Below are 25,848 nucleotides of genomic sequence, written 5' to 3'. Positions count from 1 at the left end.
TAACACGCCCCCCTTCTTGTTGGTATCACCCGGTCCCTTGCCCCCCGGGAATCTTTTGTTCCCCCCCCCCGCGGAGGGGAACCGAGGGCCACCACCCCCCCCCCCCCCCCCCCCCTCGGCCTGTTCCTGGACAGGAGAACCCGGTCGCGGTGTCGTATACAGAACTGCGGGGGCGACTGCTAAGGAGAGCCGCAATGCCGTTCGTGACCATGGCCGTCACCTACACCTTCGAGGACGGCGTCTGGGTCGCCCGGGAACCGGTCACCGGCTGCGCCACCGAGGGGACCACCGTCGAGCAGGCCCAGGCGATGATCACCGAGGCCCTGGAGCTCTACTACGAGGACGGCACCCGCGCCCCGGAGCAGGCGCCGGTGATGACCGGCCTGGTGCAGGTCGAGGTCCCGGACCGGGAGTGACGCGCGGGCCGGGCCCGCCGACTCCGTCGGGAGCCGGTGGCGCGCTCCCCGTTCCGGCCGGTCGGCCTGCCGTCGGTCATCCCCGGGGGAACGGCGTGCGGTCGCGCAGTCGGCGGGTGTGGGCCGTCTGCACCTCGGCGATGCGGACGAGGAACTCGCTGAACAGGTCGAGTTCGGCGGCGCTGTAGTGCGCCCTCAACACCTGCTCTCCGTCTTCGATCAGCGGTGTCAGCAGCTCGAACGCCCGGCTCCGGACCGTCTCGGTGGCGCGCACGATCAGCCGGCGCTTGTCGGTGGGGTGAGCGGTGCGGGTGAGGTAGCCGATCCTCTCGAGCCGGTCGAGCATGGCGGTCACGCTCCCGGTGGTCAGGCCGAGCCGGTCGGCCAGCAGTCGCGGGGTCACGGGCTCGGGCTCCTCCCTGATCAGGATCTCCAGGCAGCGCAGGTCGGTCTCGTTCACGCCCAGCAGCCGCGCGACCTCCCGGTCGAAATCGTCCACGGCAGCCTGATAGTTCGACACGGCCTCCCCCACCTGGGCGGTGGAGACAGCGGGAGCGGAGTCGCTTGACAATCGAGTGACCACTTTCCATACTCGAGATAGCTTGATTATCAAGCTATCTGATCGGCGAGTGTTCCGGTAGTCCGACGCCCGGCGAGGCCGCGAGTCAAGGAGCGACGTCCGGCGCAGGCGGGGTCACCATATGACCTCCGCGCCCGGGCCCCAGAACTCCGAAATGCCGTTCATCGGTTCGATCTCACTCTAGGAGTTCACATGACCCACGTACTGATCGTCGGAGCCGGAGTCGCCGGCCCCGTGCTCTCGATGGCCCTGGAACGCGTCGGCATCGAGTCGAGCATCTTCGAACGTGACCCGGCCGGAGCCGAACAGCGCGGCTCGTGGCTGACCTTCCAGGCCAACGGCATGGACGCACTCCGCGCCATCGACGCGGCCGGGCCGGTCGAGAAGCTCGGCCACCCGAACGACGCCATCAGCTTCGTCAACGGCAAGGGCAGGCTGCTCGGGCGGATGCCCATGGCCGCCCGTCGGCCCGACGGCCAGGAGTCGCTGGTGATGCCGCGCGCCGGCCTGTACGCGGCCCTGGGCGGACTCGCCCGCGAGCGCGGTGCCCGGGTCACCTACGGCAAGCAACTCGTGGAGGCGACCTCGGTCGGCAGCGGCGTGCGGGCCCGTTTCGCCGACGGCACCACCGCGACCGGAGACCTGCTGGTCGGCTGCGACGGCATCCACTCCCCGGTGCGCACGATCATCGACCCGCGGGCCCCACGGCCCCGCTACGTGCCGGTGCTCAACGTCGGCGGGTACATCCCGGACTTCACCGTCGAGGTTCCGCCCAAGGAGTTCCGGATGCAGTTCGGCACGCGCTGTTTCTTCGCCTGGATGCCGACCCCGGACGGCGGCACCCTGTGGTTCGCCAACCCGCCGATGGCCCGCGAGCCCGAGCGCGGGGTGCTCTCGGGCAAGTCCGACGCCGAGTGGCGGCGCTGGCTGCACGAGCTGATGCGCGGTGACGTCGGGCCGGCCCACGAGATCATCGATGCCGCGCCCGGGCCGTTGCTCGGCTGGGCGACCTACGACATGCCCGTCGTCGAGCGCTGGCACAACGACCGGAACATGATCATCATCGGTGACGCCGCGCACGCCACCGCGCCGTCGGCCGGCCAGGGCGCCTCGATGGCCCTGGAGGACGCGGTGGTCCTCGCGAAGTGCCTGCGCGACTGCCCCGACGCGCGCTCCGCGTTCGCGACGTTCGAAGCACTGCGCCGCGAACGCGTCGAGAAGATCGTCAAGCACGGCCACCGGAGCTCCAACTCCAAGGCCGCCGGCCCGATCGCCCGCGTCATCCGGGACCTGATGCTGCCGATCATGTTCGGGCGCGCCGCGAAGGACGACGGGAACTCGATGATGTGGCTACAGGGTCACCACATCGACTTCGACGAGCCCGTCACGCCTCTCGCCCGCTGAACCCGGTGTTCCCGGGCAGTGGTTCGGTCGGGTGATGTTCCGGCGCGGGGCGCGATCCCGGGTGGCGTCGGGGCAATGGCTCTGAGGTTCGTCAGTTTTCTGCTTATCCGATTAATGACTGAGCCGAGGAGATCATGCGCACCCGACACACGCTTCGCGCCGCCACCGCCACCGCAGGCGCCCTGCTGGTCCTCGCGATGCCCACGGGCGTCGCCCGGGCCGACACCATCCCCGTCTTCGAATACAGCACGGAGCCCGAGGGCGGGGACTACTGGGACTTCGACAACCCGCACGGCAACGACTGCTACAACGCCCGTGGGGACGGCTACACCTACAACGGCACCGCCCATGAGGCCCAGCTGTACAGCGGGCCCTACTGCACCGGGGACCTGGTCGGCGTGCTGCGGCCCGGGCGGGACGATCCGGACTACTACTTCGACAGCGTGTGGCTCACCCCCTGAGGCCCCTGGGACGGAGGGAGGGCCCCACGGTACCGGTGGGGCCCCGGGGGCCTAGCCGATCGGGATGACGGCCCAGGGCTGGGGGTCGAGCGCGGGCTGCAGGGCCACCATCGGGGGGTAGATCCGTTCGAGGGCCATGCCCAGGGTGAGCGCCTGGCCCTCCTGGTCGCCCTGCTCGTCGGCGTCGAAGGTGATCACGTACTTGTCCTCGTCGCCTGAGATCCGCCAGGCCGTCGGCAGGGCGGCGCAGACGACCTTCTGGTTCGTCGCGGCCTCGTCGGCCCGCAGGTAGGTGGCGGTGGCCCGGTTGTGGAGGACGTACGCCCCCGACGGCTGCTCACGCCGGACGGTCCACTGCTGCTGGCGGTAGAGGTCGGGTTCCAGGGGCAGCAGGACCGCCGGTCGATCCGAGGCCATCGCGGTGAGGTAGCTCGGGCAGTCCGGGAAACCGATGGTGTACAGGCCGTCCGGGATGATCGCATCGGACATGGCGTCGCTCCGATCTCTTTACGTGTTCAAGCCACAGCGGAGAGTACGCCAGGGGTGGCGCCAGGGGTGGCTTTTCCGTTGAGCTTCACCCGGGAGTGGACCGGCCGGCTGTCCACCGGACTGCCGCCGGCCGACGGCCTCCGGTCCGTCAGGGCCGGACATCGTCCGTCGGAACCTGACGACTGGTCACGATGTCGGCCAACTGCCGGGCGGCGTCGGTGGGGCTGGCGGGGTGGATGAGCTCCGTCCGGTGGACCAGGCGGGGCTCCGAGACCGGGACGGCCGCGATGCCGGGAAGAGCGGCGGCAAGCGACAGGGGGAGTGCGGCGAGGCCGTGGCCGGCGGCGGCCAGTGCGGCGAGGCCGTGCAGATCGGTCCCGCGGTGGCGAATGCGGGGGCGGAATCCGTCGGCACGGCAGACGGCGCGCAGTCGGTCGAGGGGGATCGCGGTGTCGGGGGCATCGATCCAGTGGGCTTGCGTGAGGTCGGTCAGGCGTGCCGAGCCACGCCCGGCCAGCGGATGGCTGCGGGGCAAGAGCACGGCCAGGGGCTCCTCGGCCGCGGCGAGCGTGGTGGTGGGGCCGAGATTCGGCAGTGGGAGCGGGTCGCTGGGGGCGGCGGCGCCGTCGACGAGGCCGACGTCGGCGCGCCCGGTGAGTACGTTCTCGACCACCGCTTCCCAGCCGAGGGCCCGCACCTCGAGGTCCAGAGGGTGGGTGGTGGTGTGCAGGTGGGCAAGGGCCTGCGCGACGGCAGGGCCGAGGGCGGCGGGCGTGTGGGCGAGGACCAGCCGGGTGGGGCGGGTGGGGTGCAGCCGTGCGATGTCGGCGCGGGCGGCGTCCAGGAGCAGCAGCAGGGCGGGGGCGTGCTCCATCAGTCGTGCTCCGGCCGGTGTGGGAGCCACGGGCCGGCGTTCGATCAGTCGGGTGTCCAGGTCAGCCTCGAGCGCGGCGACGTGCTGGGAGACGGCGGACTGGGTGTAGCCGAGCGCCGAAGCGGCGGTCGAGAAGGAGCGGTGCTCGAGGACCGCCACGAAGGTGCGCAGCAGATGCGGATTCACCTGCATCAGTATTGCTTATGCACGATCCAGAAAACAGCGTTGGACCTGATGCGCGATGGTCAGCAGGATGGCTGCCATGAACTGCACCGCACGTATCGCTCTGGTCGGGGACCGTTCCGACGCCATCCGCTCCCACGCCCGCATCCCCGGTCTGCTCGAGGCGCTGCGTGTGCGCGAGGGACTGGACCTGGACGCCTACTGGATCCCCACCGAGGACGCCGACCAGGGCCTCGGCGGCTTCGACGCGATCTGGGCCCTGCCCGGCAGCCCCTACCGCAGCGAGGACGGTGTCCTGTCGGCGATCCGCATGGCGCGCGAGAGCCGCATCCCCTTCCTGGGCACCTGCGGCGGCTTCCAGCACGCGTTGCTGGAGTTCGCCCGCAACGTCTGCGGCCTCGACCGCGCCGGCCACGCCGAGAACGACCCGGCGACCGCCGACGATGACGCCGTGATCGTCCCGCTGGCCTGCTCGCTGGTCGGCCATGAGGGCGCCGTCAAGGTGGCCCCCGGTTCCCGGGCCGCCCGGCTGCTCGGCGCGGACCGCATGCAGGCGCGTTACCACTGCAGCTACGGGCCCAACGCGCACCACCTGGACGTTCTGCGCGGACACGGCCTGGCCTTCACGGGTACCGACGAATCCGGTGGGGTCCGCATCGCCGAACTGCCCACCCACCCCTTCTTCCTGGCCACCCTCTTCCAGCCCGAACTGGATGGTGACGGCACCCGGGTCCACCCGCTGATCACCGGTCTGGCCGCAGCCGCCGCCGACCACGCCAGTACCCGATGAGCCTGTGTACCCTGCTGGACCGGGCGAGCACCCCCGTTCGCGCCTGGCTGCGCGCGTGCACCGTGCCCGAAGCCCGCGCCAGCAGCCCGCTCGCCACCTTCCCGGAGGCCGCGCTCAGCGCGGAGCGCGTCGGCTCCGCGGCACCCACCCGATCCGACCGGAGAGCCGCTCGAGAAATGAACTGACCGGCCATCAGATACCGCCGAAGACCGTGCCTCCCGGTTCACTTCGGCAGTCCGGGCGATCCGTGCCGGCGGGGTGCCGCTGGGCGACTCGCGCTCCTGGTGGCAGCGTTCTGCGCAACTTCCGTTTTGCCGTCCAGAGATTGACAGGATGACAGTAGGCCTCAGGCGCCCGTGCGGGACCCTGGGGTACCTGTCGCATGCCGTAGGCAGTGGTGGGAGCGGGCCGACGAACGGTCACCGACAACCTGCACTCGACGCCAAGTCGCGCGTCTGTCATCTGACGAGGGGAATGTAGTACTGATGGAGACAATTGACCTTCGCAATCACGCGTTCGTGCCCGAATCCACTCTTCCGGCCATGGAACTGTGTCAACTCCTGCGCGCTTGGCGAGTCGATGCGGGCACCAAGTCGCGACGGGAAAAGGCGGTTCCGCAGAAGGAGGTCGCCGCACGCATCGGCGTGAGCGAGCGCTGGTACCGCAGCCTCGAGGCCGGGGACGACATCTCGCTCTCCGGTGACATATCGGGCAGGCTCTCCCGGGCGCTGGAATTGGGACCCGATGAGCGCATGGTCCTCTACAGCCGCGCACTCGACGGTGTTGTGGGCCACAACTAATACAACGTCCCGACCCGAACGCGGGCGGCAAGATTTTGCCGCCCGCGGCGCGACCCGGATGAGCGGTAATTTTCCGCCGGTCGCCCTGCCGGGCGATCCACAAACCCCGCGAACCGGACGTTCCACGCAGCGGCAAAATTCTGCCTCTTGACGGGTTTGTATACCGATGACGGTATCCCGTTTCATCGAGCGGACGTCACACGACGACCCGAGCAGTCATGCGAAGGTTTAAAGCATGGCACTGCAATTCGCGAGCACGGCGAACAGAAACGTTCTCGCCCGCAGTCACAGGAATCGCCTCGACCAGGCGATCGTTGACTCCGGCTACCGCAGCCGCTTCCGTACCTGGGAACGGGTTGCCACGGTCCGAAACAGCCCGACCCGGGAGCTGGATGACACCGGCGAACTCTTCTTCAGTCCCGAACTCGTGCCCGCCCTGTCACATCCGATCCTGGAGCAGGCCGAACCCCACATCCGTGAGACCGTGCTGGTCCACCGTCTCTACGAGTACCTCAAGTTCACGATCGACCTGGAGCAGAGCGCGGTCATCCCGGTCACCGGGCACATCAGCCGTGGCATGTCCGGACTCGATCTGCGCGTGGTCCGCGACCGCACCCAGATCGCTCCGGCCCTCCCGGAGACGCCGACCTTCACCGCCGAGCTGGCGAGGATCCACGAGGAGCTGCCGAGTCAGATCCGCGGCCTGGCCGAGATGCTCTTCGCCATCGTCAGCGAGACGCTCATCTCGTCGATCCTCGACGAACTGCCCAAGGACAAGCGGCTCCCCGAAGGTGTTCGCGACATGGTGGCCGATCACGCGGTCGACGAGGCCAAGCACCACTCCTACTTCTCGACGCTGCTCCGCCACCTGTGGCCCGCGATGACGCCGAAGGAGCGGGCGATGGCGGGACCGTACGTCCCGCGGCTGATCTACGCGTTCCTGGAGCCGGACTACACGAGCGCGGCTCCGGGGCTGCGGGCCGCCGGTCTGACGGGCAACGAGGTGGAACAGGTCCTGAGCGACGTCTACACCCGCGACAAGGTCGTGAGCGACATACGCCGCAGCGCCGCGCCCACCCTCCAGTACTTCATCGAGGCGGGGGCGAGCGCGGTGCCGCCCTCGAGGTCTTCCAGGAAACGGGGTTGGTCGCATGAACGCGGCAACCGTCCAGGCTGCCCGCGCCCTGACACCGACGGTCACCCAGTACTGGCTCACCCGTGCGCCCGGCGGCTCGCCGCTACCGACCGCCGTGCCCGGCCAACACGTCACGCTGCGGGGGCGTGGAGGCGTTCGACCTGCTGGCCTCCCACTGGGGAATGCGCCCGAACACGGGGTCGTCCGAGGTCAGGCGGGACAAGTTCCTGATGCAGGGTCGGCTGCGCGACGCGGGCGTCCGGTACATCCCGCACCACAGGGCGTCCGACACGGAGTCCATCGTCGGGTGGTGTGCCGGGAGTGGACTGGCCGAGTGCGTCGTGAAGCCGGTCAAGTCGTTCGCCACGGACGGCGTGTACTTCTGCTCGGACCTGGACGAGGTGCGTGCCGCATGTGAGCGGCTGTTCGGGCGACTCGACCTCGCCGGCGAGCTCATCACCGAGGTCCTGGTCCAGGAACGCCTCGTCGGGCCCGAGTTCGTGGTCGACTCGGTGTCCCTCGACGGTTCGCACTTCATCGTCAACATGTTCCGCTACACGAAGGAGACGGTCGACGGGAACCCCGTTTACCGGGCGATGTCGGCCGTGGACGTCGGCGACCACCCGGACATCGTGGCCTATGGGGAGCAGGTTCGCTCCGCGTTGGGGATCGAGAACGGGCCCGGCCACAGCGAGCTCATCCTCACCGAGAACGGACCGGTTCTGATCGAGACGGGTGCCCGTATGCACGGGGGCCTGGGCGCGAAGCTCGTCGATCAGTCGTCCACTCATTCCCTGATCGACCTGACCCTGGCATCGCGCGTGGCGCCGAGCGAGTTCCTGCACCGGACCAGCGTGCGGCCGTCGCTGCGGAAGGGCGTCGTCGAGTGCTTCCTGTCCGCACCGACGGCGGGTCTGGTCACGGCGAACCGCGTGCGGAAGACCTGCGGAGAACTCGGCAGCTATCTCTTCGACACCTGCGCCCAGGTGCCGGGGGACCGGATCGAGAAGACGATCGATCTGATCACCTCGTACGGCCGTGTCGTTCTCGCCAACGCGGACGCCGAGGCGCTCGCGCGGGACAGGGAGCACGTCCTCGAGCTCGACCGGCGCGGCGCGCTCGTCGAGGTCCTTCCGGACGCCTGGGGTCTGTCCGGCGGATCAGGCGTGAGCCTGATCCGCCGGATACCCGGAGCGAGTCAGGCCGGCGAGAACTGAGCGACGTACTCGGCGAACGGCGGGATGCCAACTTCTGCCCGACGCTCGTCCATGCGCTCGGGATCCTCACAGGGCCACGGGATCGGCGAGCCGTCCTTCACTCCGGCGATCTGCGTGCCGTAGAGCTGCTTCTGCCCTTCATTCACAAGGGTGCGATCACGCAGAAAGGCCAGATCACGCGGGCTGGCAGAGCCCGTGGACACCGCCTGCTCCATCAGCCGCAGCGCGCGCCGCTGAACGTCGAGCTGCCGGTCGGCGTGCTGCGCGATCAGCCACGCAGCCCGGGCCGCATCCTCACCGACCAGTTCCGCGGTCGGCCACCCGTGCGCGTCCATGATCTTGTTGAGGCGATCCGCATGCTGCGCGGTCATGCGGCGCCACGTCAACTGCTCTGCCGGGTCCTCGCTGTTCGCCTGGCGCGCGGCCTGGTGATCTGCCGCGAGCATGGCGGTGAGCTCCCTGGCCACTACGGCAACGTCGGATGGCATCCCTACTCCAAGTCAGATCGAAGTTCTCACTGGTCATCCGCAACCTTAGGTGTGCAAATCACGACAAAATATCCTCCCAAGGGACGGTGGCAGACACGTCCGGATGTTGGGATACTTGATCTATCCGCGGAGCCAGAGCCGGATCGAAGCAGCGCAGACAGTCCCATGGAAGATGTAGGCGCGCTTGTCGTAGCGCGTCGCGACGGCGCGGAAGTGCTCCAGGCGGGCCGACAGCAGCCTTCCCCTGCCAGATGGACCTTGCTCGTCAGGCCGCCCCGGGAGCGTCCGAGTCCCTCGTCGGGGCGGTGCTGCCGAGGCATTGATCTTTTTTCGGGACCCGTGGCGTTCTGCGCGGAGCTCCGGCCGCGTGCTGGTGGGCGCGGCACGACGTTGAGTCGACGCTCACCATGCTCCAGTCCACTCGCCCCTGAGCATCGGCATCGGCCAGGACGGCCTGGAAGATCCCGTCCCAAGTCCCGTCTGCGGACCAGCGCCGATCGCGCTCGTAGACGGTCTTCCAGCTCCCGAACCGCTCGGGCAGATCGCGCCAGGGCACTCCCGTGCGGACCCGGAACAGAATCCCGTTGATCACCTGCCGGTGGTCGCACCAACGCCCGTCGCGGCCACCGGTCTTCGGCAAATGCGGCTCCAGCCGCACCCACTCGTCCTTGGTCAGATCTCCCCGCCCCACGACCAGAGCAACGATCCGACCGTCAGACAGTCACAAGATCCGCCGGACGGACCCTAGCCGCGCCAGGGGCTGACGGTTGAAGCCGTCAGCCCTTTCCGCTGCCGTGAAGCCACGCGCAGTGCCACAGCCGGTGATGATCCGACCGAAAGGGGCGTGGGCCGGTTCATCCGGGGGAGGACTGCTGGGCCTCTCGGGTCAGGCGGGCCACCCGGGCTCGGAGTTGTTCACGACGGTCGGCGGGGCGGACCTGCCGTGGGGTGCGGGTCCACTCCGGGCCGCCGCCCGGTCGGCGGAGGTAGAGGAGGCCGTCGAGGTGATCCATCACGACGGCGAGCGCCTCGGTGGAGAGGTCGACCACGATCGAGCCGGCGGGCGGGGGCGGGGAGTCGGGTGGGAGGGATGTCACGGGTTCAGTTCCCATCGCACAGGGGGCAGTGCGGCCAGCCCAGCGGGCAGGGCCGTGCCCGGGATGATGCGGCTGAGGCAACGGGCATGTGCGGTGAGGCAGTCGGCGATCGCCAGGGCCGTCCGAGCGCCGCACCCGCCCAGCTCCACATGCGCTCCGGCAGACGTGCTGGAGACCCGGCGGGCGGCGAGGGAGACGAGCGGGGGGATCCGGTGGAGGTCCAGGGCGTCCTCGAGGGCCTGAGCGGCCTGGGCGGCCTCCCGGAGGTGTTCGCGGACCCGTCGCTCGTCGGCATCCTCAGTCCTGAACACGCTCGACCCCCGCGCGGACCACGGCCGCCAGGCGCTTCACCACGTCGGGCCGGGCGGCGCCGAGTTCGACGAGGACGGTGCCGGTGAACGGCGAGTGCCGGTCGATGCCGGTGGAGGGGAGGGTGACCTCCGCGAGGGTGAGCGAGGCGGTCAACTCGGCGAGCGCCTCGGTCGCTTCGCGACGCGCGGCGGCGATGTGCCGGGAGAGGGGCGACGGCATCGGGAGTCCGTTCTGGGGAAGGGGGTGGAAGCGTTCATCACTGTGTGTACTCCACGGGTTGCTCAGCGACGCTACGATTGGCTGGGTTGGGGCTTGAAATGCCCCTGGTCAACCAGTAGGGGGCTCAATCATGGCTCTTGCGGACCTTCTTGACCCGACGTCATCGATCATGGCGTTCTACGCGACGGACCTGCGCCGGAAGCGCGAGGAGGCTGGGATCACCCAGCGGGCGATGGCGAAGCGGGCGTTGATGGCACCGTCACTGCTGAACAAGATCGAGGCCGGGGTGCGGCTGCCGAGCGAGGACCTGTCGGAGGTCGCCGACGCGATGCTCGGGACGGGGGATCACTTCCGGCGGCTGTGGCCTCTGGTGATCAAGTACGCGTATCCGGCGTGGTTCCGTCCGTTCGTGGATCTCGAGGAAGCGGCGAGGGTCATTCGGAACTTCGAGATGCAGGTGGTACCCGGTCTGTTGCAGACCGAGGAGTACGCCCGCGCTGTGCTGGCTGCGAGTCGGCTTGACCGCGAGGTTGTGGAAGAGCGGGTGGTGGCGCGTCTTCAACGGCAGAAGATCCTGGAGCGACCTGACCGGCCGGAACTGTGGGTGGTCTTGGACGAGATCATCCTGCGGCGTCCGATGGGCACTTCGGAGATCCAGCGTGCGCAGCTTCAGCACCTCATCGACGCCGCTGAGGAGCCACGCACCGTGATTCAGATCCTGCCTCTCAGTGCTGGATTGCACGCAGGAATGGATGGCGCGTTCTCCGCCCTCACACTCGACGAGGGGCCGGGTGTGGTTTTCGTGGATGGCTTCTTGCAGGGGCACATCGTGGGGGATCCAGCTGGGGTTGAGACGGCCGGGCGTGTCTATGATCTCTTGATGGGCGACGCACTCCCGCATGCTGCGTCGATCGACCTGATTGCTGCCGCTATGAAGGAGCTGAGATGACCAACGCGTCGTGGCGCAAGAGCAGTTACAGCGGCACCAATGGTGGCAACTGCATCGAGATCGCGGACGGTCTCGCCGGCGTGGTCCCGGTCCGTGATTCCAAGGATCCCGACGGGCCCGTGCTGGTCTTCAGCGCCGAAGCGTTCGCGGACTTCATCGCGAGCGTCAAGAAAGATCTTGTTTGACCTTTGAACACCCCTCCCGCACGGCGCGTACCTCTCGGTGAGCGCGGCGAGCCCGCCGCCACAGCCGACCGTGTTGGGGGCATCATCCATGATCACCATCAGCCGAACGGGGAAGGCGGTGGCCGTGGCCACCGCAGTGCTGGCCCTGGCGACCGCGTGCGGATCCTCCTCCGGGGCGTCCGCCTCGCCGGACGCCCCCGCCTCCCCGTCCCCGGTGCCGTCCGTCGCGCCGTCGGCCGCCGGCACGACGCTTCAGGTGGTGAACGACCCCACCCTCGGCCAGGTCGTCGCCGACGGCACCGGCCACACGCTCTACCGCTTCGACAGGGACTCGGCGCACCCGCCGACCTCCAACTGTTCCGGTTCGTGCGCCACGATCTGGCCCCCCGAAGCCGCCCCCGCCGGCCAGGTCACCGCCACCGGCGTCGACTCCGCCCTGCTCGGCACGATCACCCGGGCCGACGGCACCAAGCAGCTCACCCTCAACGGTTGGCCGCTCTACCGCTTCGCCTCCGACACCGCCCTCGGCGACACCAAGGGCCAGGGCGTCGGCGGCAGCTGGTTCGCCAGCACCCCGACCGGCGGCAAGGCGATGGCCATGGCGGGCCACGCCGCCTCGATGAGCCCCAGCCCGTCGAGCGCCGGCGGCTACGGCGCCTACTGATGGCTACCTCGCACGGGAGGCACGGGTGCGCCAGGATGGCCCTGTGACCGATCACCGTCGTCACGGCGCCGACGCCGGCAGCGACGAGGAGCTGATGCGGGCGCTCTACCGCGAGCACGCCGGGCCGCTCTTCGGCTTCGTCCTGCACCTGGTCGGTGGCGACCGCCAGCGCGCCGAGGACGTGGTCCAGGAGACCCTGGTCCGCGCCTGGCGGCACGCCGACCGGCTCGACGTGGCGGCCGGCTCGGTCCGCCCGTGGCTGGTCACCGTGGCCCGTCGGATCGTGATCGACAACCACCGGCGCAGCGCCGCCCGGCCGCCCGAAACCGACGCGGCGCCACTGGAGTTGCTTCCCGCCGAGGACGAACTCGATCGCGCCCTGCGGCTGATGACCGTCTCCGACGCGCTGGGTGCGCTCTCCACGGCGCATCGGGAGGTCATCGTGGAGACCTATCTCAAGGGCCGTACGGTGAGCGAGGCGGCGGCCGAACTGGGCATTCCGGAGGGGACGGTGAAGTCGCGGGTCTTCTACGCGCTCCGCTCGTTGAAGCTCGCCCTGGAAGAACGAGGAGTGACGTCGTGACCGCGCCCCGGGATCCGCAGGACCGGCACCTGGACGCCGGTGCGTACGTCCTCGGCCTGCTCGGCGAGGCGGACCGGACGGCGTTCGAGGAGCACCTCGCCGGCTGCCCGCGCTGCGCCACCGAGGTCGCGGAGCTGGGCGGCCTGGAACCGATGCTGGCCGAGTTCGCCGCCGCCGCCCAGGTGCCGGGCGGCCTGCTGGGCACCGCACCGGACGCCGTGCCCAGCGCCGTGCTCGCCGGCCCGAGCCCACGGCTGCTGGCACGGACGCTGGCCGAGGTCCGCGGCGCCCGGCGGCGGCAGCGGGCTCGGCGGCTGGCGCTGGTGGCGGCCGCGGCGGTGCTGATCGTCGGCGGGCCGGCGGTGACCGCGACGGTGATCGACTCCGGTGCGCACCAGAGCGCGAGTGCCGCAGTCTGGTACTCGGCGACCGGCGCGGACGGGATCCGGGCCTCCGTCGGGGTGACCGGCGAGGGCTGGGGCAGTGCGATCAACCTCAGGCTGACCGGGGTGACCGGGCCGCGGAACTGCTCGCTGCTCGCCGTGCCGGCCAACGGCGGCGCGCCGCAGACCGTCACCAGCTGGCAGATCTCCCCGGCCGGCTACGGTGCGCAGCCGGTCACCGAGCTGGACACCTCGGGCGGTACGGGCTACCACCCCGGGGAGATCAACCACTTCGAGGTGCGGGACCTGGCGACCAACTCGGTGCTGGTCTCCATCCCGGTGGCGTGAGCGTGGCGGGCGGGTCGGCCGTGCGGACCGGCCCGCCCGCGGCCGCGCCCGGCGGTGGCAACCGCGCCCGTAAGCTGTGCGTATGACCGCACATGTGCAGAGGGCGGAGCCGGCGGAACACCCCACGCTGCGGATCGACCCCCGGGAACGGCTGGACGTGGCCGTCGAGGTGCTCGGGCTGCTGGCCGACCGGACCCGGCTCGCGCTGTTGCAGCGCCTGGTGGTGGGCGAGGCGGACGTCAGCACGCTGACCGAGGCCTGTGGCGCCGCCCGGCCCTCAGTCAGCCAGCACCTGGCGAAGCTGCGGCTGGCCGGACTGGTCGCCACCCGCAAGGAGGGCCGCCGGGTGGTCTACGCGCTGCGGCACGGGCACCTGCGCCACCTGGTCGAGGAGGCGTTCAACGTCGCCGACCACCGGCTCGGCGGGCTGCCGCCGCACGACTGAGGCGCGACGCGTCACAGCACCGGGCGGACCGTGCTCACCCGGTCCGCCGGGCCAACAGGTACCCGCGCCGGGTTTCCACCTCCTGCGGGTAGTTGACCCGCTCCAGCCGCGCCCGCACGGTGAACCCGGCGGCCGCCAGCAGCCGGGCGACGGCCTCGACGTCCAGGAAGCGGAAGTCCACGTCCACCGGGTGCCCCCACCACTCGGACAGCCGCCGGACCTCGGTGCCGAGGTGGAACGAGACCAGCAGGCTGCCGGAGGGCCGCAGCACCCGCCGCATCTCGTGGAACGCGGGCAGCAGCTCGGCGGGTTCGAGGTGGATCACCGAGTAGAGCGCCACCGCCGCGGTGAACTCCCCGTCCGCCGCGGGCAACCGCAGCAGGTCCCCCTCCCGGAACTCCACCTCCGGATGCCGCCGCCGCGCGACCTCCACCATCCCCGGCGACAGGTCGATCCCCACCGCCTTCACCCCGCGCCCCGCCAACCACCCCGTCACGTGCCCCGGCCCGCAGCCCAGGTCCGCCACCACCCCGCCGGCGGCCTCCTCGACCACTGCCCCGAGCAGCGCGCGGTCCACCACCTTGTACGTCAACTCGCCCGCGATCCGCCCCTGGTACTCCTCCGCCACGGTGTCGTAGCTGACCCGCACCCGTCCGTGATCCCCAGTCGTAGCCATGCCCCCAGCTTGGCACCGGCGGGCCCGGTGCCGGGGGAAAACCGTGTGCGGATCGGGCGGCCGGCTGGCAGGCTGCCCAGGTGACAGACTGGATCACCACACCCATCGAACCGCGCCTGCTGCGTGGCGCCCTCGACGTGGAACGCACCGCGCGCGGTGTGCTGCCGCACCGGCTGCCCGGCTGGGCCCGGCGGCAGTTCCCCGACGGGTACCTGGCCATGGTCGAGGCGCAGCCCTCGGGCGTGCGGTTGGCCTTCCGCACCCGGGCCACCGCCGTCGAGCTGGACGTGCTCGCCACGAAGACGGCCTACCAGGGCGGCCCGACCCGGCCGGACGGCGTGTACGACCTGGTGGTCGACGGCAGGCCGGCCGGTCGGGCCAGCGTGGCCGGCGGCAACCTGCAGACCGTCGACATGGCCAGCTGGTCCGCGGTCACCCGTCCCGGCCCGCCCGGCACCGCCCGGTTCGCCGGGCTGCCCGCCGGCGTGAAGGACGTCGAGATCTGGCTGCCGCACACCGAGATCACCGAGTTGATCGCGCTGCGCACCGACGCCCCGGTCGAGGACGCGCCCGACCGCGGTCGCAAGGTGTGGTTGCACCACGGCAGTTCGATCAGCCACGGCTCCAACGCCGACAGCCCGACCGCGACCTGGCCGGCGCTGGCCGCCGCCCGGGGTGGCGTGGAGCTGACCAACCTGGGGTTGGGCGGCAACGCCCTGCTCGACCCGTTCGTCGCGCGCGCGATGCGGGACACCCCCGCGGACCTGATCAGCGTCAAGATCGGCATCAACCTGGTCAACGCCGACCTGATGCGGCTGCGCGCCTTCGCGCCGGCGATCCACGGCTTCCTCGACACCATCCGCGAGGGGCACCCCGGCACGCCGCTGCTGGTCGTCTCGCCCGTCCTCTGTCCCATCCAGGAGGACACCCCGGGCCCCATCGCGCCGGACTTCGACGGCCGGCGACTGAGCTTCCGGGCCCTCGGTGACCCGTCGGACCGCTCGCGGCTGACGCTCAACGTGATCCGGGACGAGCTCGCCCGGATCACCGCGCAGCGGGCGGCCGAGGACCCGAACCTGCACTACCTGGACGGCCGTTCGCTCTACGGCGAGGCCGACTTCGCCGAGCTGCCGCTGCCCGACCAGCTCCACCCGGACCCCGCCGGCCACCGCCGGATCGGCGAGCGCTTCGCCGAGATCGTCTTCGGGGCCGGCGGTCCGTTCGCGGTCGCCGGCGGCTGAGCGGTCGCCGGGTCGCGTCGACGAGCAGGGGCCGGCCGGGCGTTCGACGCCCGGCCGGCCCACGGCCGTCGGGGGGATCAGCCCTCGGTGCCGTCGTCCTCCAGGTCGCCCTCGGCGGCCAGGAAAGCGGCGCGCAGCTCGTCCAGCAGGGCCGGGTCCGGCTCGGCCCACAGGCCGCGGTCGGCGGCCTCCAGCAGGCGCTCGCTGATCCCGTGCAGGGCCCAGGGGTTGGCGCTGGTGAGGAACTCGCGGTTGACCGGGTCGAGCACGTACTCCTGGGTCAGCCGCTCGTACATCCAGTCCGCCACCACGCCCGTGGTGGCGTCGTAGCCGAACAGGTAGTCCACCGTGGCGGCCATCTCGAAGGCGCCCTTGTACCCGTGCCGCCGCATCGCCTCCAGCCAGCGCGGGTTGACCACCCGGGCCCGGAAGACCCGGGCCGCCTCCTCGGTGAGGGTGCGGGTGCGGACCGCCTCCGGCCGGGTGGAGTCGCCGATGTAGGCGGCGGGGGAGGAGCCGGTGAGCGCCCGGACGGTGGCCACCATGCCGCCGTGGTACTGGAAGTAGTCGTCCGAGTCGGCGATGTCGTGTTCGCGGGTGTCGGTGTTCTTCGCCGCGACGGTGATCCGCCGGTACGCGGTCTCCATCTCCTCGCGGGCCGGTCGGCCGTCCAGGCCGCGGCCGTAGGCGTAGCCGCCCCAGACCGTGTAGACCTCGGCGAGGTCCGCGTCCGTCCGCCAGTCCCGGCTGTCGATCAGCTGCAACAGCCCGGCGCCGTAGGTGCCCGGGCGGGAGCCGAACACCCGGACGGTGGCCCGGCGTTCGTCACCGTGCTCGGCCAGGTCGGCCTGCACGTGGGCCCGGACGAAGTTCTCGGTGTCCGCCTCCCGCTGCGCCGCCGCCAGCCGGACGGCGTCGTCCAGCAGCGCGATCACGTGCGGGAAGGCGTCCCGGAAGAAGCCGGAGATGCGCAGCGTCACGTCGATCCGCGGGCGGCCCAACTCCTCCAGCGGTATGGGCTCCAGGCCGGTGACCCGGCGCGAGGCGTCGTCCCAGACCGGCCGGATGCCGAGCAGTGCGAAGGCCTCGGCGATGTCGTCGCCGGCCGTGCGCATCGCGCTGGTACCCCAGAGCGAGAGGCCGACCGAGGGCGGGAACTCGCCGTCGTTGTCCGCCTGGTAGCGCTCGACGAGCGAGGCGGCCAGCGCCTGCCCGGTCTCCCAGGCGAGCCGGCTGGGCACCGCCTTCGGGTCCACCGAGTAGAAGTTGCGGCCGGTCGGCAGCACGTTGACCAGCCCGCGCAGCGGCGAACCGGACGGGCCGGCCGGCACGAAGCCACCGGTCAGCGCGTGCACCACGGCGTCCAACTCGTCGGAGGTGGCGGCGAGTCGGGGAACCACCTGGCGGGCCGCGAAGTCCAGTACCTCGGCCACCGCGTCCGGCAGCCCGGCAGCGACCTTCGCCACCGCCTCGGGCGCCCAGCCCTCGGCCTCCATCGCCTCGACCAACTCCCGGGCCCGCGCCTCGGCCTGGTCGGTGGCGCCGAGGGTGAGCGCGGCCTCGTCCAGGCCGAGCGCCTCCCGCAGGCCGGGCAACGCCCGCACGCCGCCCCAGACCTGGCGGGCGCGCAGGATGGCCAGCACCAGGTTGACCCGGTCCGGGCCACTCGGCGCCTGGCCCAACACGTGCAGACCGTCCCGGATCTGGGCGTCCTTCACCTCGCACAGCCAGCCGTCGACGTGCAGCAGGAAGTCGTCGAAGCCGTCGTCCTCGGGGCGTTCGTCCAGGCCGAGGTCGTGGTCCAGCCGGGCGGCCTGGATCAGGGTCCAGATCTGGGCCCGGACGGCCGGCAGCTTGGCCGGGTCCATCGCGGCGATGTTGGCGTGCTCGTCGAGGAGTTGCTCCAGGCGGGCGATGTCGCCGTAGGAGTCGGCGCGGGCCATCGGCGGCACCAGGTGGTCGACCAGGGTGGCGTGCGCGCGGCGCTTGGCCTGGGTGCCCTCGCCCGGGTCGTTGACCAGGAACGGGTAGATCAGCGGCAGGTCGCCGAGCGCAGCGTCCGGGCCGCAGTCGGCGGAGAGCGCGGCGGTCTTGCCGGGCAGCCACTCCAGGTTGCCGTGCTTGCCCAGGTGGACGATGGCGTCCGCGCCGAAGCCGCCGTCCTCGCGGGCCGCCCCGATCCAGCGGTAGGCGGCCAGGTAGTGGTGCGAGGGCGGCAGGTCGGGGTCGTGGTAGATGGCCACCGGGTTGGCGCCGAAGCCGCGCGGCGGCTGGACCAGCACCAGCAGGTTGCCGGCCCACAGCGCGGCGAGCACGAGGTCACCGTCGGGGTTCTGGCTGCGGTCCAGGTAGAGCTCGCCGGGCGGCGGACCCCAGTGCTCCTCGACGTCGGCGCGCAGGCCCGCGGGCAGCTTGGCGTACCAGCGGCGGTAGTCGGCGGCCGGGATCCGCACCGGGTTGCGGGCCAGCTGGTCCTCGGTGAGCCAGTCCTGGTCGTAGCCGCCGGCGTCGATCAGGGCCCGGATCAGCGCGTCGCCCTCGTGCTCGCCCTCCGCGGGGACCAGGCCGGGCAGTGCGTCCGGGCCGTCCTCGGGGCCGATGTCCCAGCCCTCGGCACGCAGTCGGCGCAGCAGTCGGGCCGCGCTGGCGGGGGTGTCCAGGCCGACCGCGTTGCCGACCCGGGCGTGCTTGGTCGGGTAGGCGGACAGCACCAGCGCCAACCGCCGCTCGGCGGGCGGGATGTGGCGCAGCCGGGCGTGCCGGACGGCGATCCCGGCGACCCGGGCGGCGCGCTCGGGGTCGGCGACGTAGACGGTCAGGCCGTCCTCGTCCAGCTCCTTGAAGGAGAACGGCACGGTGATCAGCCGACCGTCGAACTCCGGCACCGCCACCTGGGTCGCGGTGTCCAGCGGGGACAGCCCGTCGTCGCTGCCCTCCCAGGTGGCGCGCGGCCAGGTCAGGCAGAGCGCCTGCAGGATGGGCCGGTCCAGCGCGGCGAGCGCGCCGGCGTCCCAGGCCTCCTCGTCGCCGCCGGCCGAGGCGTCCGCCGGGCGGGTGCCGCCGGCGGCCAGTACGGTGGTCACGATGGCGTCGGCGCGGCCGAGTTCGGCCAGCAGCTCGGCCGGGGCGCCGCGCAGCGAGGAGCAGTAGTACGGCAGCGCCTGGCCACCGGCGTCCTCGATCGCCGCGCAGAGGGTGTCCACGAAGGCGGTGTTGCCGCTCATGTGGTGGGCGCGGTAGTAGAGCACCGCGACCCGCGGGCCCTCGGCGCGGCGCGCGGTGCGCTCCAGCGGGCCCCAGTCGGGCGCGGAGGCGGGGGCGGCGAAGCCGTGGCCGGTGAGCAGCACGGTGTCGGAGAGGAAGGCGGCCAGCTCGGCCAGGTTGGCCGGGCCGCCGTGCGCCAGGTAGGCGTGCGCCTCGGCGGCCAGGCCGGCCGGGACGGTGGAGAGCTCCATCAGCTGGGCGTCCGGCGCCTGTTCACCGCTCAGCACGATCACCGGGCGGGGGCCGGCGAGGAGCGCGTCCAGCCCCTCCTGCCAGGCGCGACGGCCGCCGAGCAAGCGGACCACCACCAGGTCGGTGCCCTCCAGCAGGGCGGGCAGGTCCTCGGGGGTGAGCCGGGCGGGGTTGCCGAGGCGGTAGCCGACCGGGCCGGTGCTGGCGCGGGCGGAGAGCAGGTCGGTGTCGGAGGTGGAGAGCAGCAGGATCACGCGGCGGCCCTCCCACGGCGGATGGTGGGGAGGGGCAGGGCGCCGGGAACGGGCAGGCCCTCGGGAACGGGCAGGGCAGGGCAGCGCATACGGCTAGCCTTCCTCGGGGTCCGCGCCCCGTAAGAATCACGGACGGCAGGAGTTCCTGGCTCCCGCGGCCGGTGAGCCGCGGTCACAGTGGCGGGACCGCACCGGTTTCACACCGGTTTCCTCCCCTTTGCGCCGTCGCTGGCGAGGGCGAACCAGCCGGCCCGCCCGGCGACATAGTAGAGCCTCGGTGCCGGCGGGTGGCCGGCAACGGGACGAAGCACACAGCGCGCCGAGGGACACCGGAGACATGGATCACGCTGGTCGCGGGGCATACGTCCGGTCGGATCATCGGTATGCTCGCCGCCATGTCAGCCACTCCCACGCCGCCCGAGCCTGCCCCCGTCCGGGCCGGCCGGGGGCGCGACGACGCCTGCCCGGGGGCGCTGCGGCTGCACGCGGCGGACGACGGCGGACTCGCCAGGGTGCGGGTCCCCGGCGGGCTGCTGGCGGTCGATCAGGCCCTCGCGTTGGCGGAGGCCGCGCAGGCGCTGGGGGACGGCGAGCTGGAGACCACCTCGCGCGGCAACGTGCAGCTGCGCGGCCTGGCGGCGGACGCCGGCGCGGAACTCGCCGCGCGGCTGCGGGCGGTCGGGCTGCTGCCCTCGGAGTCGCACGAGCGGGTGCGCAACATCGTGGCCTCGCCGCTGGCCGGGCTGGACGGCGTGGGTTTCGCGGAACTGCGGCCGTGGGTGCGCGAACTGGACGAGCTGCTGCGCGGCAGTGAGACCGCCCGGGAGCTGTCCGGACGGTTCCTCTTCGCGCTGGACGACGGGCGCGGCGACGTCGCGGCGCTGGACGCCGATGTGACCTTGATCGCACGGCCGGCGGGTGCCGGCGCCTGGCTGCGGCTCGGGCGGTCCGCGCGCGTCGCGGAGCTCGCCGGGCTCGCGGACGGGCCACGACTGGCGCTGCGGGCGGCGGAGGAGTTCGTCCGGCTGCGCAGCGGCGCCTGGCGGGTGAGCGAGGCCGACCCGGACGGCTCGTTGCTGGCGGAGCGGCTGGGTGCCGAGGGCCTGCCGTGGCGTTCGCCGCCCGCGCTGCCCGGTACCCGGCCGGTGGTCGGCGCGGTGGCCGGGGGCGGCGCCCTCTCGGTGGGGCTGCGGTTCGGACGGGCGAGCGTCGAGCAGTGGCGGGCGCTGGCCGGTGCCGCCCGCGGCGAGCTGCGGATCACCCCCTGGCGCGGCGTGGTGCTGCCCGGGGCCGACCCGGCGGCGCTGCCCGGGCTCGCCGCGGCGGGCCTGCGCACCGACCCGCGCTCGCCGTGGGAGCAGGCCAGCGCCTGCACCGGCGCGCCCGGCTGCGCCAAGTCGCTGGCCGACGTGCGCGCGGACGCCGCGACGGCGCTGGCGGTGGACGCGCCGGACGAGGCGCGGCTGCTCCCGGTGCACTGGTCCGGCTGCGAGCGGCGCTGCGGCCACCCCGCCGGCCGCTGGGTCGACGTGCTGGCCACCGGCTCCGGCTACCGCGTCGCGGTGCGCCAGTCCGGCGACAGTGGAACAGAAGTGACGACCCAACAGATGGTGGCAGCGGTCGCCGCCGCCCGGAGGACCACGTGATCGAGTACGAGAAGGACGGTGCGGCGATCTACCGCGAGTCCTTTGCCACCATCCGCGCCGAGGCGGACCTCGCCGGCCTGCCCGCCGACGTCTCCCAGGTCGCGGTGCGGATGATCCACGCCTGTGGGATGACCGACCTGGTCGCCGACCTGCTCTACAGCCCCGGCGTGGTGGCCGCCGCCCGGTCCGCGCTGCGGGCCGGCGCGCCGATCCTGTGCGACGTCTCGATGGTGGCCAGCGGCGTCACCCGCAAGCGGCTGCCCGCCGACAACGAGGTCGTCTGCACCCTCTCCGACCCCGCCGTGCCGGGCCTGGCCGCGGAGTTGGGCACCACCCGCAGCGCCGCCGCGATGGAACTGTGGCGGGACCGGCTGGCCGGCTCGGTGGTCGCCGTCGGCAACGCGCCGACCTCGCTGTTCCGGCTGCTGGAGATGGTCGAGGCGGGTGCGCCCCGACCGGCCGCGGTGATCGGCGTGCCGGTGGGCTTCGTCGGCGCGGCCGAGTCCAAGCAGGCGCTGGCCGAACACCCCTCGGGCCTGGAGTACCTGGTGGTCCGCGGGCGCCGTGGCGGCAGCGCGATGGCCGCTGCCGCGCTCAACGCGATTGCGAGTGAAGTGGAATGACGGATCGTCAGCATTCGGTTGGGCGGCTCTACGGGGTCGGCCTCGGCCCCGGCGACCCGGACCTGATGACCGTGCGGGCCGCCGAACTCATCGGCAAGGCGGACGTGGTGGCGTACCACAGCGCCCGGCACGGCCGCTCGATCGCCCGCTCGATCGCCGCCCGTTACCTGCGCGAGGGGCAGCTGGAGGAGCCGCTGGTCTACCCGGTCACCACCGAGACCACCGACCACCCGGGCGGCTACCGCGGGGCGATGGACGAGTTCTACGCCGAGGCGGCGGCCCGGCTGGCCGCGCACCTGGACGCCGGGCGCGACGTGGTGGTGCTCGCCGAGGGCGACCCGATGTTCTACGGCTCGTACATGCACATGCACAAGCGGCTGGCCGACCGCTACCCGACCGAGGTGGTTCCCGGGGTGACCTCGGTCAGCGCCGCGGCGGCCCGGCTCGGGCGGCCACTGGTGGAGGCGGAGGAGGTGCTGACCATCCTGCCGGGCACACTGCCCGAGGAGGAGCTGACCGCCCGGCTGGCGGCCACCGACTCGGCCGCGATCCTCAAGCTCGGCCGGACCTTCCCCACCGTGCGGCGGGCCCTGGAGCGCTCCGGGCGGCTGGCGGAGGCGCAGTTCGTCGAGCGGGCCACCATGACCGGGGAGCGCACCGCGCCGCTCGCCGAGGTGGATCCGGAAAGCGTGCCGTACTTCTCGCTGGCGGTGCTGCCGAGCCGGATCGGGCTGCCGGCCGCCACTGAGGACGACGCACGGGCCGACCGGGGCAGTGTCGTCGTGGTCGGGCTCGGCCCGGCCGGCCCGCTCTGGCTCACCCCCGAGGCTCGCGGCGAACTCGCGGCCGCCGACGACCTGGTGGGCTACACCACCTACCTGAACCGGGTCCCGGTCCGGGCCGGTCAGCGGCGGCACGGCTCCGACAACAAGGTCGAGGCCGAGCGCGCCGAGTTCGCCCTCGACCTGGCCCGGCGCGGTCGTCGGGTCGCGGTGGTCTCCTCCGGTGACCCGGGCGTCTTCGCGATGGCCACCGCCGTGCTGGAGGCGGCCTGCGCCGACCCGTACCGCGAGGTGCCGGTGCGGATCGTCCCCGGCATGACCGCCGCCCACGCGGCGGCCTCCCGGGCCGGTGCCCCGCTCGGGCACGACTACGCCGTGGTCTCGCTCTCCGACCGGCTCAAGCCCTGGGCGGTGGTGGCCGAGCGGCTGCGCGCGGCGGCCGCCGCGGACCTGGTGCTCGCGCTCTACAACCCCGGTTCGCGCAGCCGGACCACCCAGGTCGGCCTGGCCCGCGACGTGCTGCTGGAGCACCGCGCGCCGGACACCCCGGTGGTGCTGGCCCGCGACGTCGGCGGCCCGGAGGAGCGGGTACGCACCGTCCGGCTCGGCGAGCTGGACCCGGCCGAGGTCGACATGCGGACCATCCTGCTGGTCGGCTCCTCGCAGACCCGGGCCGTTCGGCGCGCTGACGGCAGCGAGGTGGTCTGGACCCCGCGCCGCTACCCGGAGAGCTGAAAGGGCGAGGGGCCCCTCGGTTCACACCGAGGGGCCCCGGGACCTGGCCGTACTGCTCGAGCGGTCAGGTCCAGCTGGTGTCCTCACCCGACGCACCAGCAGACAGCACGACTGTTCGTGCGATTGCCCGACCCTGCTGGATCCCCCCGTACCGCGTCATTTCCCTACCTCTCATCCCCGTGATGGCGAGGCACCCCGCTCACCCCCGTAACGCAGGCCGTGCATGCTGCCGAGGGAGGCGCCGGACCTGCTGGTCAGCGGGATTCCTCGAAACCAATGGTCAGGAGGTGTCGGCTGTCGTCCCCTGCTCGACAGCCGACCGCTCTTGGCCAACACCTAAGAAGGTACCGGTCGGTACCGACAACGGGTACCGCATTTCTTCCCCGGGGGAGGCCGCCCGGAGGGTGGGGCCGGCCGTCGTCGGCGGACGGCGGGTCAGCCCGGGAAAGTCACCTCGGTCAGCCGCTCCGAGGCCTCCCACAGCTGCGCCGCCCGAGCCAGGTCCCGGCACTGCCGCGGCGGCCGGGCGGTGGTCGGCAGCCCGGTCAGCCCGCCGGGGCCGTCCGGTCCGTAGTACCCACCGCTGACCGCGCGCGGGCTGGTGGCCGCGACCAGGGAGGGCAGCGCGCCGCGGGCCGCCTCCTGGGTGAGGCCGGGGATCATCGCCGGCCACTCGCTGACGTTGAGTGCGGCCCGCTCGGGCGCGCGGCCCAGCATCGGCCCGTTGGACGTCAGGTTGGTCCGGGTGTAGCCCGGGTGCGCGGCGTTGGCCCGCAGGCCCCAGCCGTACCGGCGGCTGCGCCTGGCCAGCTCCTGGGTGAACATCAGGTTGGCCAGCTTGGAGCGGCCGTACGCCTCCCACGCGTGGTAGCGGCGCTCGGAGTTGAGGTTGCCGAGGTCGATCCGGCCGAGGTGCGCCGCCAGGCTGCTGACCGAGACCACCCGCGGTGCGCCGCTGCGGCGCAGCAGCGGCAGCAGCCGGCTGGTGAGCGCGAAGTGCCCGAGGTGGTTGGTGCCGAACTGCAGCTCGAAGCCGTCCCGGGTCAGGTGCCGGCTCGGGACGGCCATCACCCCGGCGTTGTTGACCAGCAGGTCGAGCGGCCGGTCCTGCTCGGTCAGCCGGGCGGCGAAGTCGGCCACCGACTCCAGGCTCGCCAGGTCCAGCACCTCGACGGTCACCGAGCCGGCCTTGCCGGTGGTGTCGGTCGACTCCGCCAGGTCGGCGCGGATCCGGGCGGCCGCCGTCTCGCCCTTGGCGGCGGTCCGGACGGCCAGCACCACCTCCGCCCCCGCCAGCGCCAGCCGGCGGGCCGTCTCGAAGCCGATCCCGCTGTTCGCTCCGGTGACCACGGCCAGTCGGCCGCTCTGGTCGGGGAGGGCGATGTCCTTGATCCGGTGTGCCACCAGGGCTCCTCGGGTGGTGGGTGGGAGTTCCGGCCAGGCGACTGGGTCCGGGTCGGGCGGTCTCGCGGTACCCGACCGTGCACGGCCAGGAGCTGACGGTACCTCAGCGGGCCCGTAGCCAGTCCAGAGCGCCCGCGACGTCCGGTACCACCGGCACCCCGGCCGGGGCGGCCGGCCGTCGGACGATCACCACCGGCAGCCCCAGCTCACGGGCCACCGCCAGCTTGGGCGCGGTGGCCGCGCCGCCGCTGTCCTTGGTGACCAGCAGGTCGATCCGGTGTCGCCGGAACACCTCCCGCTCGTCCGCCAGCCCGAACGGGCCGCGGGCCAGCAGCACCTCCAGGTTCGGCGGCAGCGGCGGCTCGGGGGCGTCGACCGAACGTGCCACCAGGTGCACTCCGGGCACCGCGGCGAACGCCGCCAGCCCGAGCCGCCCGGTGGTCAGCAGCGCCCGGCGGCCCAGACCGGGCAGCGCGGCGGCGGCCTCGGCCAGCGAGTCCACCGGGTGCCAGCGGTCGCCCGGGACCGGGACCCAGCCGGGCCGCCGCAGCGCGAGCAGGGGAACGCGGACGGCGGCGGCCGCCTCGGCCGCGTTGCGGCTGATGGCCTGGGCGAAGGGGTGCGTGGCATCGACGAGGGTGTGCACGTGCTCCGACCGCAGCCAGTCGGCGAGGCCGACCGCGCCGCCGAAGCCGCCCACCCGGACCTCCCCGGCCGGCAGCCGGGGCTCGGCGACCCGGCCGGCCAGCGAGCTGGTGACCCGCAGCGCGGGGTCGCCGGCCAGCTCGGCCGCGAGCCGGCGGCCCTCGGTGGTGCCGCCGAGGATCAGGACGTGCTGCTTCAACGGTGTTCCTTCCACCGGTCGGGGCCGGGTCCGCGGGGGCCGGCGTGGCTGAGGCGCCCGACGACCGTACCGCCGCGGCCGTCGTACCGCCGTACCGCCGTGGGTACCGCGGCCGACCCTTGGCGGACCGAGGGGTGACGCCGGGCGAGGAGTCGTTCCGGCGTG

General features: G+C 72.4%; 29 protein-coding genes, 1 pseudogene and 1 riboswitch. Of the genes and pseudogenes, 18 read left to right on the top strand and 12 right to left on the bottom strand.

Annotated features, from left to right (window positions below):
* Positions 1-194 precede the first annotated feature (194 nt).
* Positions 195-416, top strand: coding sequence for a type II toxin-antitoxin system HicB family antitoxin (locus tag ACZ38L_RS12120; RefSeq protein WP_465691859.1), 222 nt, complete (start codon positions 195-197; stop codon positions 414-416).
* Positions 417-492: 76 nt separating this feature from the next.
* Here the strand turns inward: ACZ38L_RS12120 and ACZ38L_RS12115 are convergent, their stop codons facing one another.
* A complete protein-coding gene (locus tag ACZ38L_RS12115; RefSeq protein ID WP_465691857.1) occupies positions 493-936 on the bottom strand; it encodes a MarR family winged helix-turn-helix transcriptional regulator in 444 nt (147 codons plus the stop codon).
* A 252-nt stretch (positions 937-1,188) separates the two neighbouring features.
* Between ACZ38L_RS12115 and ACZ38L_RS12110 the strand changes: the two genes are divergently transcribed.
* Both ACZ38L_RS12110 and ACZ38L_RS12105 read left to right on the top strand, forming a co-directional pair.
* Positions 1,189-2,400, top strand: coding sequence for an FAD-dependent oxidoreductase (locus ACZ38L_RS12110; protein ID WP_465691855.1), 1,212 nt, complete (start codon positions 1,189-1,191; stop codon positions 2,398-2,400).
* A 134-nt stretch (positions 2,401-2,534) separates the two neighbouring features.
* On the top strand, positions 2,535-2,861 hold the full coding sequence (locus tag ACZ38L_RS12105) for a hypothetical protein (protein ID WP_465691853.1): 327 nt from the start codon (positions 2,535-2,537) through the stop codon (positions 2,859-2,861).
* A gap of 51 nt (positions 2,862-2,912) precedes the next feature.
* Here ACZ38L_RS12105 and ACZ38L_RS12100 read toward each other — a convergent pair whose 3' ends face one another.
* A complete protein-coding gene (locus ACZ38L_RS12100; protein ID WP_465691852.1) occupies positions 2,913-3,350 on the bottom strand; it encodes an RICIN domain-containing protein in 438 nt (145 codons plus the stop codon).
* Positions 3,351-3,498: 148 nt separating this feature from the next.
* The gene (locus ACZ38L_RS12095; RefSeq protein ID WP_465691850.1) at positions 3,499-4,410 is read right to left on the bottom strand and encodes a LysR family transcriptional regulator; all 912 of its coding nucleotides are present in this window, start codon (positions 4,408-4,410) and stop codon (positions 3,499-3,501) included.
* A 76-nt stretch (positions 4,411-4,486) separates the two neighbouring features.
* Between ACZ38L_RS12095 and ACZ38L_RS12090 the strand changes: the two genes are divergently transcribed.
* From ACZ38L_RS12090 to ACZ38L_RS12070, 5 genes are all read left to right on the top strand, one after another.
* Positions 4,487-5,197, top strand: a complete 711-nt coding sequence (locus ACZ38L_RS12090) for a CTP synthase C-terminal region-related (seleno)protein (protein WP_465691848.1) — start codon at positions 4,487-4,489, stop codon at positions 5,195-5,197.
* Positions 5,194-5,382 carry a hypothetical protein gene (locus ACZ38L_RS12085; protein WP_465691846.1) on the top strand — a complete coding sequence of 63 codons (189 nt, stop codon included), beginning with the start codon at positions 5,194-5,196 and terminating at the stop codon, positions 5,380-5,382. Before ACZ38L_RS12090 ends, ACZ38L_RS12085 begins: the two co-directional genes overlap by 4 nt.
* 300 nt (positions 5,383-5,682) lie before the next feature.
* Positions 5,683-5,997, top strand: a complete 315-nt coding sequence (locus ACZ38L_RS12080; RefSeq protein WP_465691844.1) for a helix-turn-helix domain-containing protein — start codon at positions 5,683-5,685, stop codon at positions 5,995-5,997.
* Positions 5,998-6,232: 235 nt separating this feature from the next.
* Positions 6,233-7,363, top strand: coding sequence for a diiron oxygenase (locus ACZ38L_RS12075; protein ID WP_465691842.1), 1,131 nt, complete (start codon positions 6,233-6,235; stop codon positions 7,361-7,363).
* Complete coding sequence (locus ACZ38L_RS12070) at positions 7,315-8,349, top strand: ATP-grasp domain-containing protein (RefSeq protein WP_465691840.1); 1,035 nt, start codon at positions 7,315-7,317, stop codon at positions 8,347-8,349. The genes ACZ38L_RS12075 and ACZ38L_RS12070 overlap by 49 nt, the downstream gene beginning before the upstream one ends.
* Here the strand turns inward: ACZ38L_RS12070 and ACZ38L_RS12065 are convergent.
* From ACZ38L_RS12065 to ACZ38L_RS12045, 5 genes and pseudogenes are all read right to left on the bottom strand, one after another.
* The gene (locus tag ACZ38L_RS12065) at positions 8,331-8,837 is read right to left on the bottom strand and encodes a DUF6624 domain-containing protein (RefSeq protein WP_465691838.1); all 507 of its coding nucleotides are present in this window, start codon (positions 8,835-8,837) and stop codon (positions 8,331-8,333) included. The two genes, ACZ38L_RS12070 and ACZ38L_RS12065, sit on opposite strands and share 19 nt — an antisense overlap.
* A 224-nt stretch (positions 8,838-9,061) precedes the next feature.
* Positions 9,062-9,528: pseudogene (locus ACZ38L_RS12060) on the bottom strand (IS5 family transposase); the annotation flags it as partial.
* Between the two features lie 163 nt (positions 9,529-9,691).
* Positions 9,692-9,934: a hypothetical protein gene (locus ACZ38L_RS12055; RefSeq protein ID WP_465691836.1), complete on the bottom strand. Its 243-nt coding sequence runs from the start codon at positions 9,932-9,934 to the stop codon at positions 9,692-9,694.
* A complete protein-coding gene (locus ACZ38L_RS12050) occupies positions 9,931-10,245 on the bottom strand; it encodes a hypothetical protein (protein ID WP_465691834.1) in 315 nt (104 codons plus the stop codon). The genes ACZ38L_RS12055 and ACZ38L_RS12050 overlap by 4 nt, the downstream gene beginning before the upstream one ends.
* Entirely contained in the window at positions 10,232-10,465 is a 234-nt protein-coding gene (locus ACZ38L_RS12045; protein ID WP_465691832.1) for a hypothetical protein, read from the bottom strand. The genes ACZ38L_RS12050 and ACZ38L_RS12045 overlap by 14 nt, the downstream gene beginning before the upstream one ends.
* A 130-nt stretch (positions 10,466-10,595) precedes the next feature.
* Between ACZ38L_RS12045 and ACZ38L_RS12040 the strand changes: the two genes are divergently transcribed.
* From ACZ38L_RS12040 to ACZ38L_RS12015, 6 genes are all read left to right on the top strand, one after another.
* On the top strand, positions 10,596-11,414 hold the full coding sequence (locus ACZ38L_RS12040; protein WP_465691830.1) for a helix-turn-helix domain-containing protein: 819 nt from the start codon (positions 10,596-10,598) through the stop codon (positions 11,412-11,414).
* Positions 11,411-11,599: a DUF397 domain-containing protein gene (locus ACZ38L_RS12035; protein ID WP_465691828.1), complete on the top strand. Its 189-nt coding sequence runs from the start codon at positions 11,411-11,413 to the stop codon at positions 11,597-11,599. Before ACZ38L_RS12040 ends, ACZ38L_RS12035 begins: the two co-directional genes overlap by 4 nt.
* A gap of 124 nt (positions 11,600-11,723) precedes the next feature.
* The gene (locus tag ACZ38L_RS12030) at positions 11,724-12,263 is read left to right on the top strand and encodes a hypothetical protein (protein WP_465691826.1); all 540 of its coding nucleotides are present in this window, start codon (positions 11,724-11,726) and stop codon (positions 12,261-12,263) included.
* A gap of 25 nt (positions 12,264-12,288) precedes the next feature.
* Complete coding sequence (locus tag ACZ38L_RS12025; protein ID WP_396559112.1) at positions 12,289-12,846, top strand: sigma-70 family RNA polymerase sigma factor; 558 nt, start codon at positions 12,289-12,291, stop codon at positions 12,844-12,846.
* The gene (locus tag ACZ38L_RS12020) at positions 12,843-13,577 is read left to right on the top strand and encodes an anti-sigma factor family protein (RefSeq protein WP_465691824.1); all 735 of its coding nucleotides are present in this window, start codon (positions 12,843-12,845) and stop codon (positions 13,575-13,577) included. The genes ACZ38L_RS12025 and ACZ38L_RS12020 overlap by 4 nt, the downstream gene beginning before the upstream one ends.
* An 82-nt stretch (positions 13,578-13,659) precedes the next feature.
* Positions 13,660-14,022: an ArsR/SmtB family transcription factor gene (locus ACZ38L_RS12015; protein WP_465691822.1), complete on the top strand. Its 363-nt coding sequence runs from the start codon at positions 13,660-13,662 to the stop codon at positions 14,020-14,022.
* Positions 14,023-14,056: 34 nt separating this feature from the next.
* Here the strand turns inward: ACZ38L_RS12015 and ACZ38L_RS12010 are convergent, their stop codons facing one another.
* A complete protein-coding gene (locus ACZ38L_RS12010; RefSeq protein WP_465691820.1) occupies positions 14,057-14,698 on the bottom strand; it encodes a class I SAM-dependent methyltransferase in 642 nt (213 codons plus the stop codon).
* A gap of 80 nt (positions 14,699-14,778) precedes the next feature.
* On the opposite strand from ACZ38L_RS12010, the gene ACZ38L_RS12005 reads away from it, so the two are divergent.
* Complete coding sequence (locus ACZ38L_RS12005) at positions 14,779-15,939, top strand: GDSL-type esterase/lipase family protein (RefSeq protein WP_465691818.1); 1,161 nt, start codon at positions 14,779-14,781, stop codon at positions 15,937-15,939.
* A 77-nt stretch (positions 15,940-16,016) separates the two neighbouring features.
* Here ACZ38L_RS12005 and cobN read toward each other — a convergent pair whose 3' ends face one another.
* Positions 16,017-19,649, bottom strand: a complete 3,633-nt coding sequence (gene cobN, locus ACZ38L_RS12000; RefSeq protein ID WP_465691816.1) for a cobaltochelatase subunit CobN — start codon at positions 19,647-19,649, stop codon at positions 16,017-16,019.
* Between the two features lie 117 nt (positions 19,650-19,766).
* A riboswitch (cobalamin riboswitch) is annotated at positions 19,767-19,911 on the bottom strand.
* A 133-nt stretch (positions 19,912-20,044) separates the two neighbouring features.
* Between cobN and cobG the strand changes: the two genes are divergently transcribed.
* From cobG to ACZ38L_RS11985, 3 genes are read left to right on the top strand one after another with little or no spacing between them, the layout of a single operon-like run.
* Positions 20,045-21,295, top strand: coding sequence for a precorrin-3B synthase (gene cobG / locus ACZ38L_RS11995; RefSeq protein ID WP_465691814.1), 1,251 nt, complete (start codon positions 20,045-20,047; stop codon positions 21,293-21,295).
* A complete protein-coding gene (locus ACZ38L_RS11990; RefSeq protein WP_396559100.1) occupies positions 21,292-21,918 on the top strand; it encodes a precorrin-8X methylmutase in 627 nt (208 codons plus the stop codon). Before cobG ends, ACZ38L_RS11990 begins: the two co-directional genes overlap by 4 nt.
* Positions 21,915-23,435, top strand: coding sequence for a precorrin-2 C(20)-methyltransferase (locus tag ACZ38L_RS11985; RefSeq protein WP_465691811.1), 1,521 nt, complete (start codon positions 21,915-21,917; stop codon positions 23,433-23,435). Before ACZ38L_RS11990 ends, ACZ38L_RS11985 begins: the two co-directional genes overlap by 4 nt.
* A gap of 435 nt (positions 23,436-23,870) precedes the next feature.
* Here the strand turns inward: ACZ38L_RS11985 and ACZ38L_RS11980 are convergent, their stop codons facing one another.
* Positions 23,871-24,839: an SDR family oxidoreductase gene (locus ACZ38L_RS11980; RefSeq protein WP_465691809.1), complete on the bottom strand. Its 969-nt coding sequence runs from the start codon at positions 24,837-24,839 to the stop codon at positions 23,871-23,873.
* Between the two features lie 103 nt (positions 24,840-24,942).
* The gene (locus tag ACZ38L_RS11975) at positions 24,943-25,683 is read right to left on the bottom strand and encodes a cobalt-precorrin-6A reductase (protein ID WP_465691807.1); all 741 of its coding nucleotides are present in this window, start codon (positions 25,681-25,683) and stop codon (positions 24,943-24,945) included.
* Between the last annotated feature and the right edge of the window lie 165 nt (positions 25,684-25,848).

Source organism: Kitasatospora sp. NPDC024654, from assembly GCF_055559155.1.
The sequence above is the reverse complement of the archived record's forward strand: the minus strand, read 5'-3'. Positions and strand labels throughout refer to the sequence as shown.

Bases quoted from the DNA above. Each gene is read 5' to 3' on its own strand.
- ACZ38L_RS12065 (WP_465691838.1), bottom strand. From the start codon at position 8,837: ATGCCATCCGACGTTGCCGTAGTGGCCAGGGAGCTCACCGCCATGCTC.
- ACZ38L_RS12015 (WP_465691822.1), top strand. From the start codon at position 13,660: ATGACCGCACATGTGCAGAGGGCGGAGCCGGCGGAACACCCCACGCTG.
- ACZ38L_RS12075 (WP_465691842.1), top strand. From the start codon at position 6,233: ATGGCACTGCAATTCGCGAGCACGGCGAACAGAAACGTTCTCGCCCGC.
- ACZ38L_RS12045 (WP_465691832.1), bottom strand. From the start codon at position 10,465: ATGCCGTCGCCCCTCTCCCGGCACATCGCCGCCGCGCGTCGCGAAGCG.
- ACZ38L_RS12100 (WP_465691852.1), bottom strand. From the start codon at position 3,350: ATGTCCGATGCGATCATCCCGGACGGCCTGTACACCATCGGTTTCCCG.
- ACZ38L_RS12085 (WP_465691846.1), top strand. From the start codon at position 5,194: ATGAGCCTGTGTACCCTGCTGGACCGGGCGAGCACCCCCGTTCGCGCC.
- ACZ38L_RS12110 (WP_465691855.1), top strand. From the start codon at position 1,189: ATGACCCACGTACTGATCGTCGGAGCCGGAGTCGCCGGCCCCGTGCTC.
- ACZ38L_RS11985 (WP_465691811.1), top strand. From the start codon at position 21,915: ATGACGGATCGTCAGCATTCGGTTGGGCGGCTCTACGGGGTCGGCCTC.
- ACZ38L_RS12090 (WP_465691848.1), top strand. From the start codon at position 4,487: ATGAACTGCACCGCACGTATCGCTCTGGTCGGGGACCGTTCCGACGCC.
- ACZ38L_RS12010 (WP_465691820.1), bottom strand. From the start codon at position 14,698: ATGGCTACGACTGGGGATCACGGACGGGTGCGGGTCAGCTACGACACC.
- ACZ38L_RS12035 (WP_465691828.1), top strand. From the start codon at position 11,411: ATGACCAACGCGTCGTGGCGCAAGAGCAGTTACAGCGGCACCAATGGT.
- ACZ38L_RS12120 (WP_465691859.1), top strand. From the start codon at position 195: ATGCCGTTCGTGACCATGGCCGTCACCTACACCTTCGAGGACGGCGTC.
- ACZ38L_RS12040 (WP_465691830.1), top strand. From the start codon at position 10,596: ATGGCTCTTGCGGACCTTCTTGACCCGACGTCATCGATCATGGCGTTC.
- ACZ38L_RS12080 (WP_465691844.1), top strand. From the start codon at position 5,683: ATGGAGACAATTGACCTTCGCAATCACGCGTTCGTGCCCGAATCCACT.
- cobG (WP_465691814.1), top strand. From the start codon at position 20,045: ATGTCAGCCACTCCCACGCCGCCCGAGCCTGCCCCCGTCCGGGCCGGC.
- ACZ38L_RS12105 (WP_465691853.1), top strand. From the start codon at position 2,535: ATGCGCACCCGACACACGCTTCGCGCCGCCACCGCCACCGCAGGCGCC.
- ACZ38L_RS12070 (WP_465691840.1), top strand. From the start codon at position 7,315: ATGCGCCCGAACACGGGGTCGTCCGAGGTCAGGCGGGACAAGTTCCTG.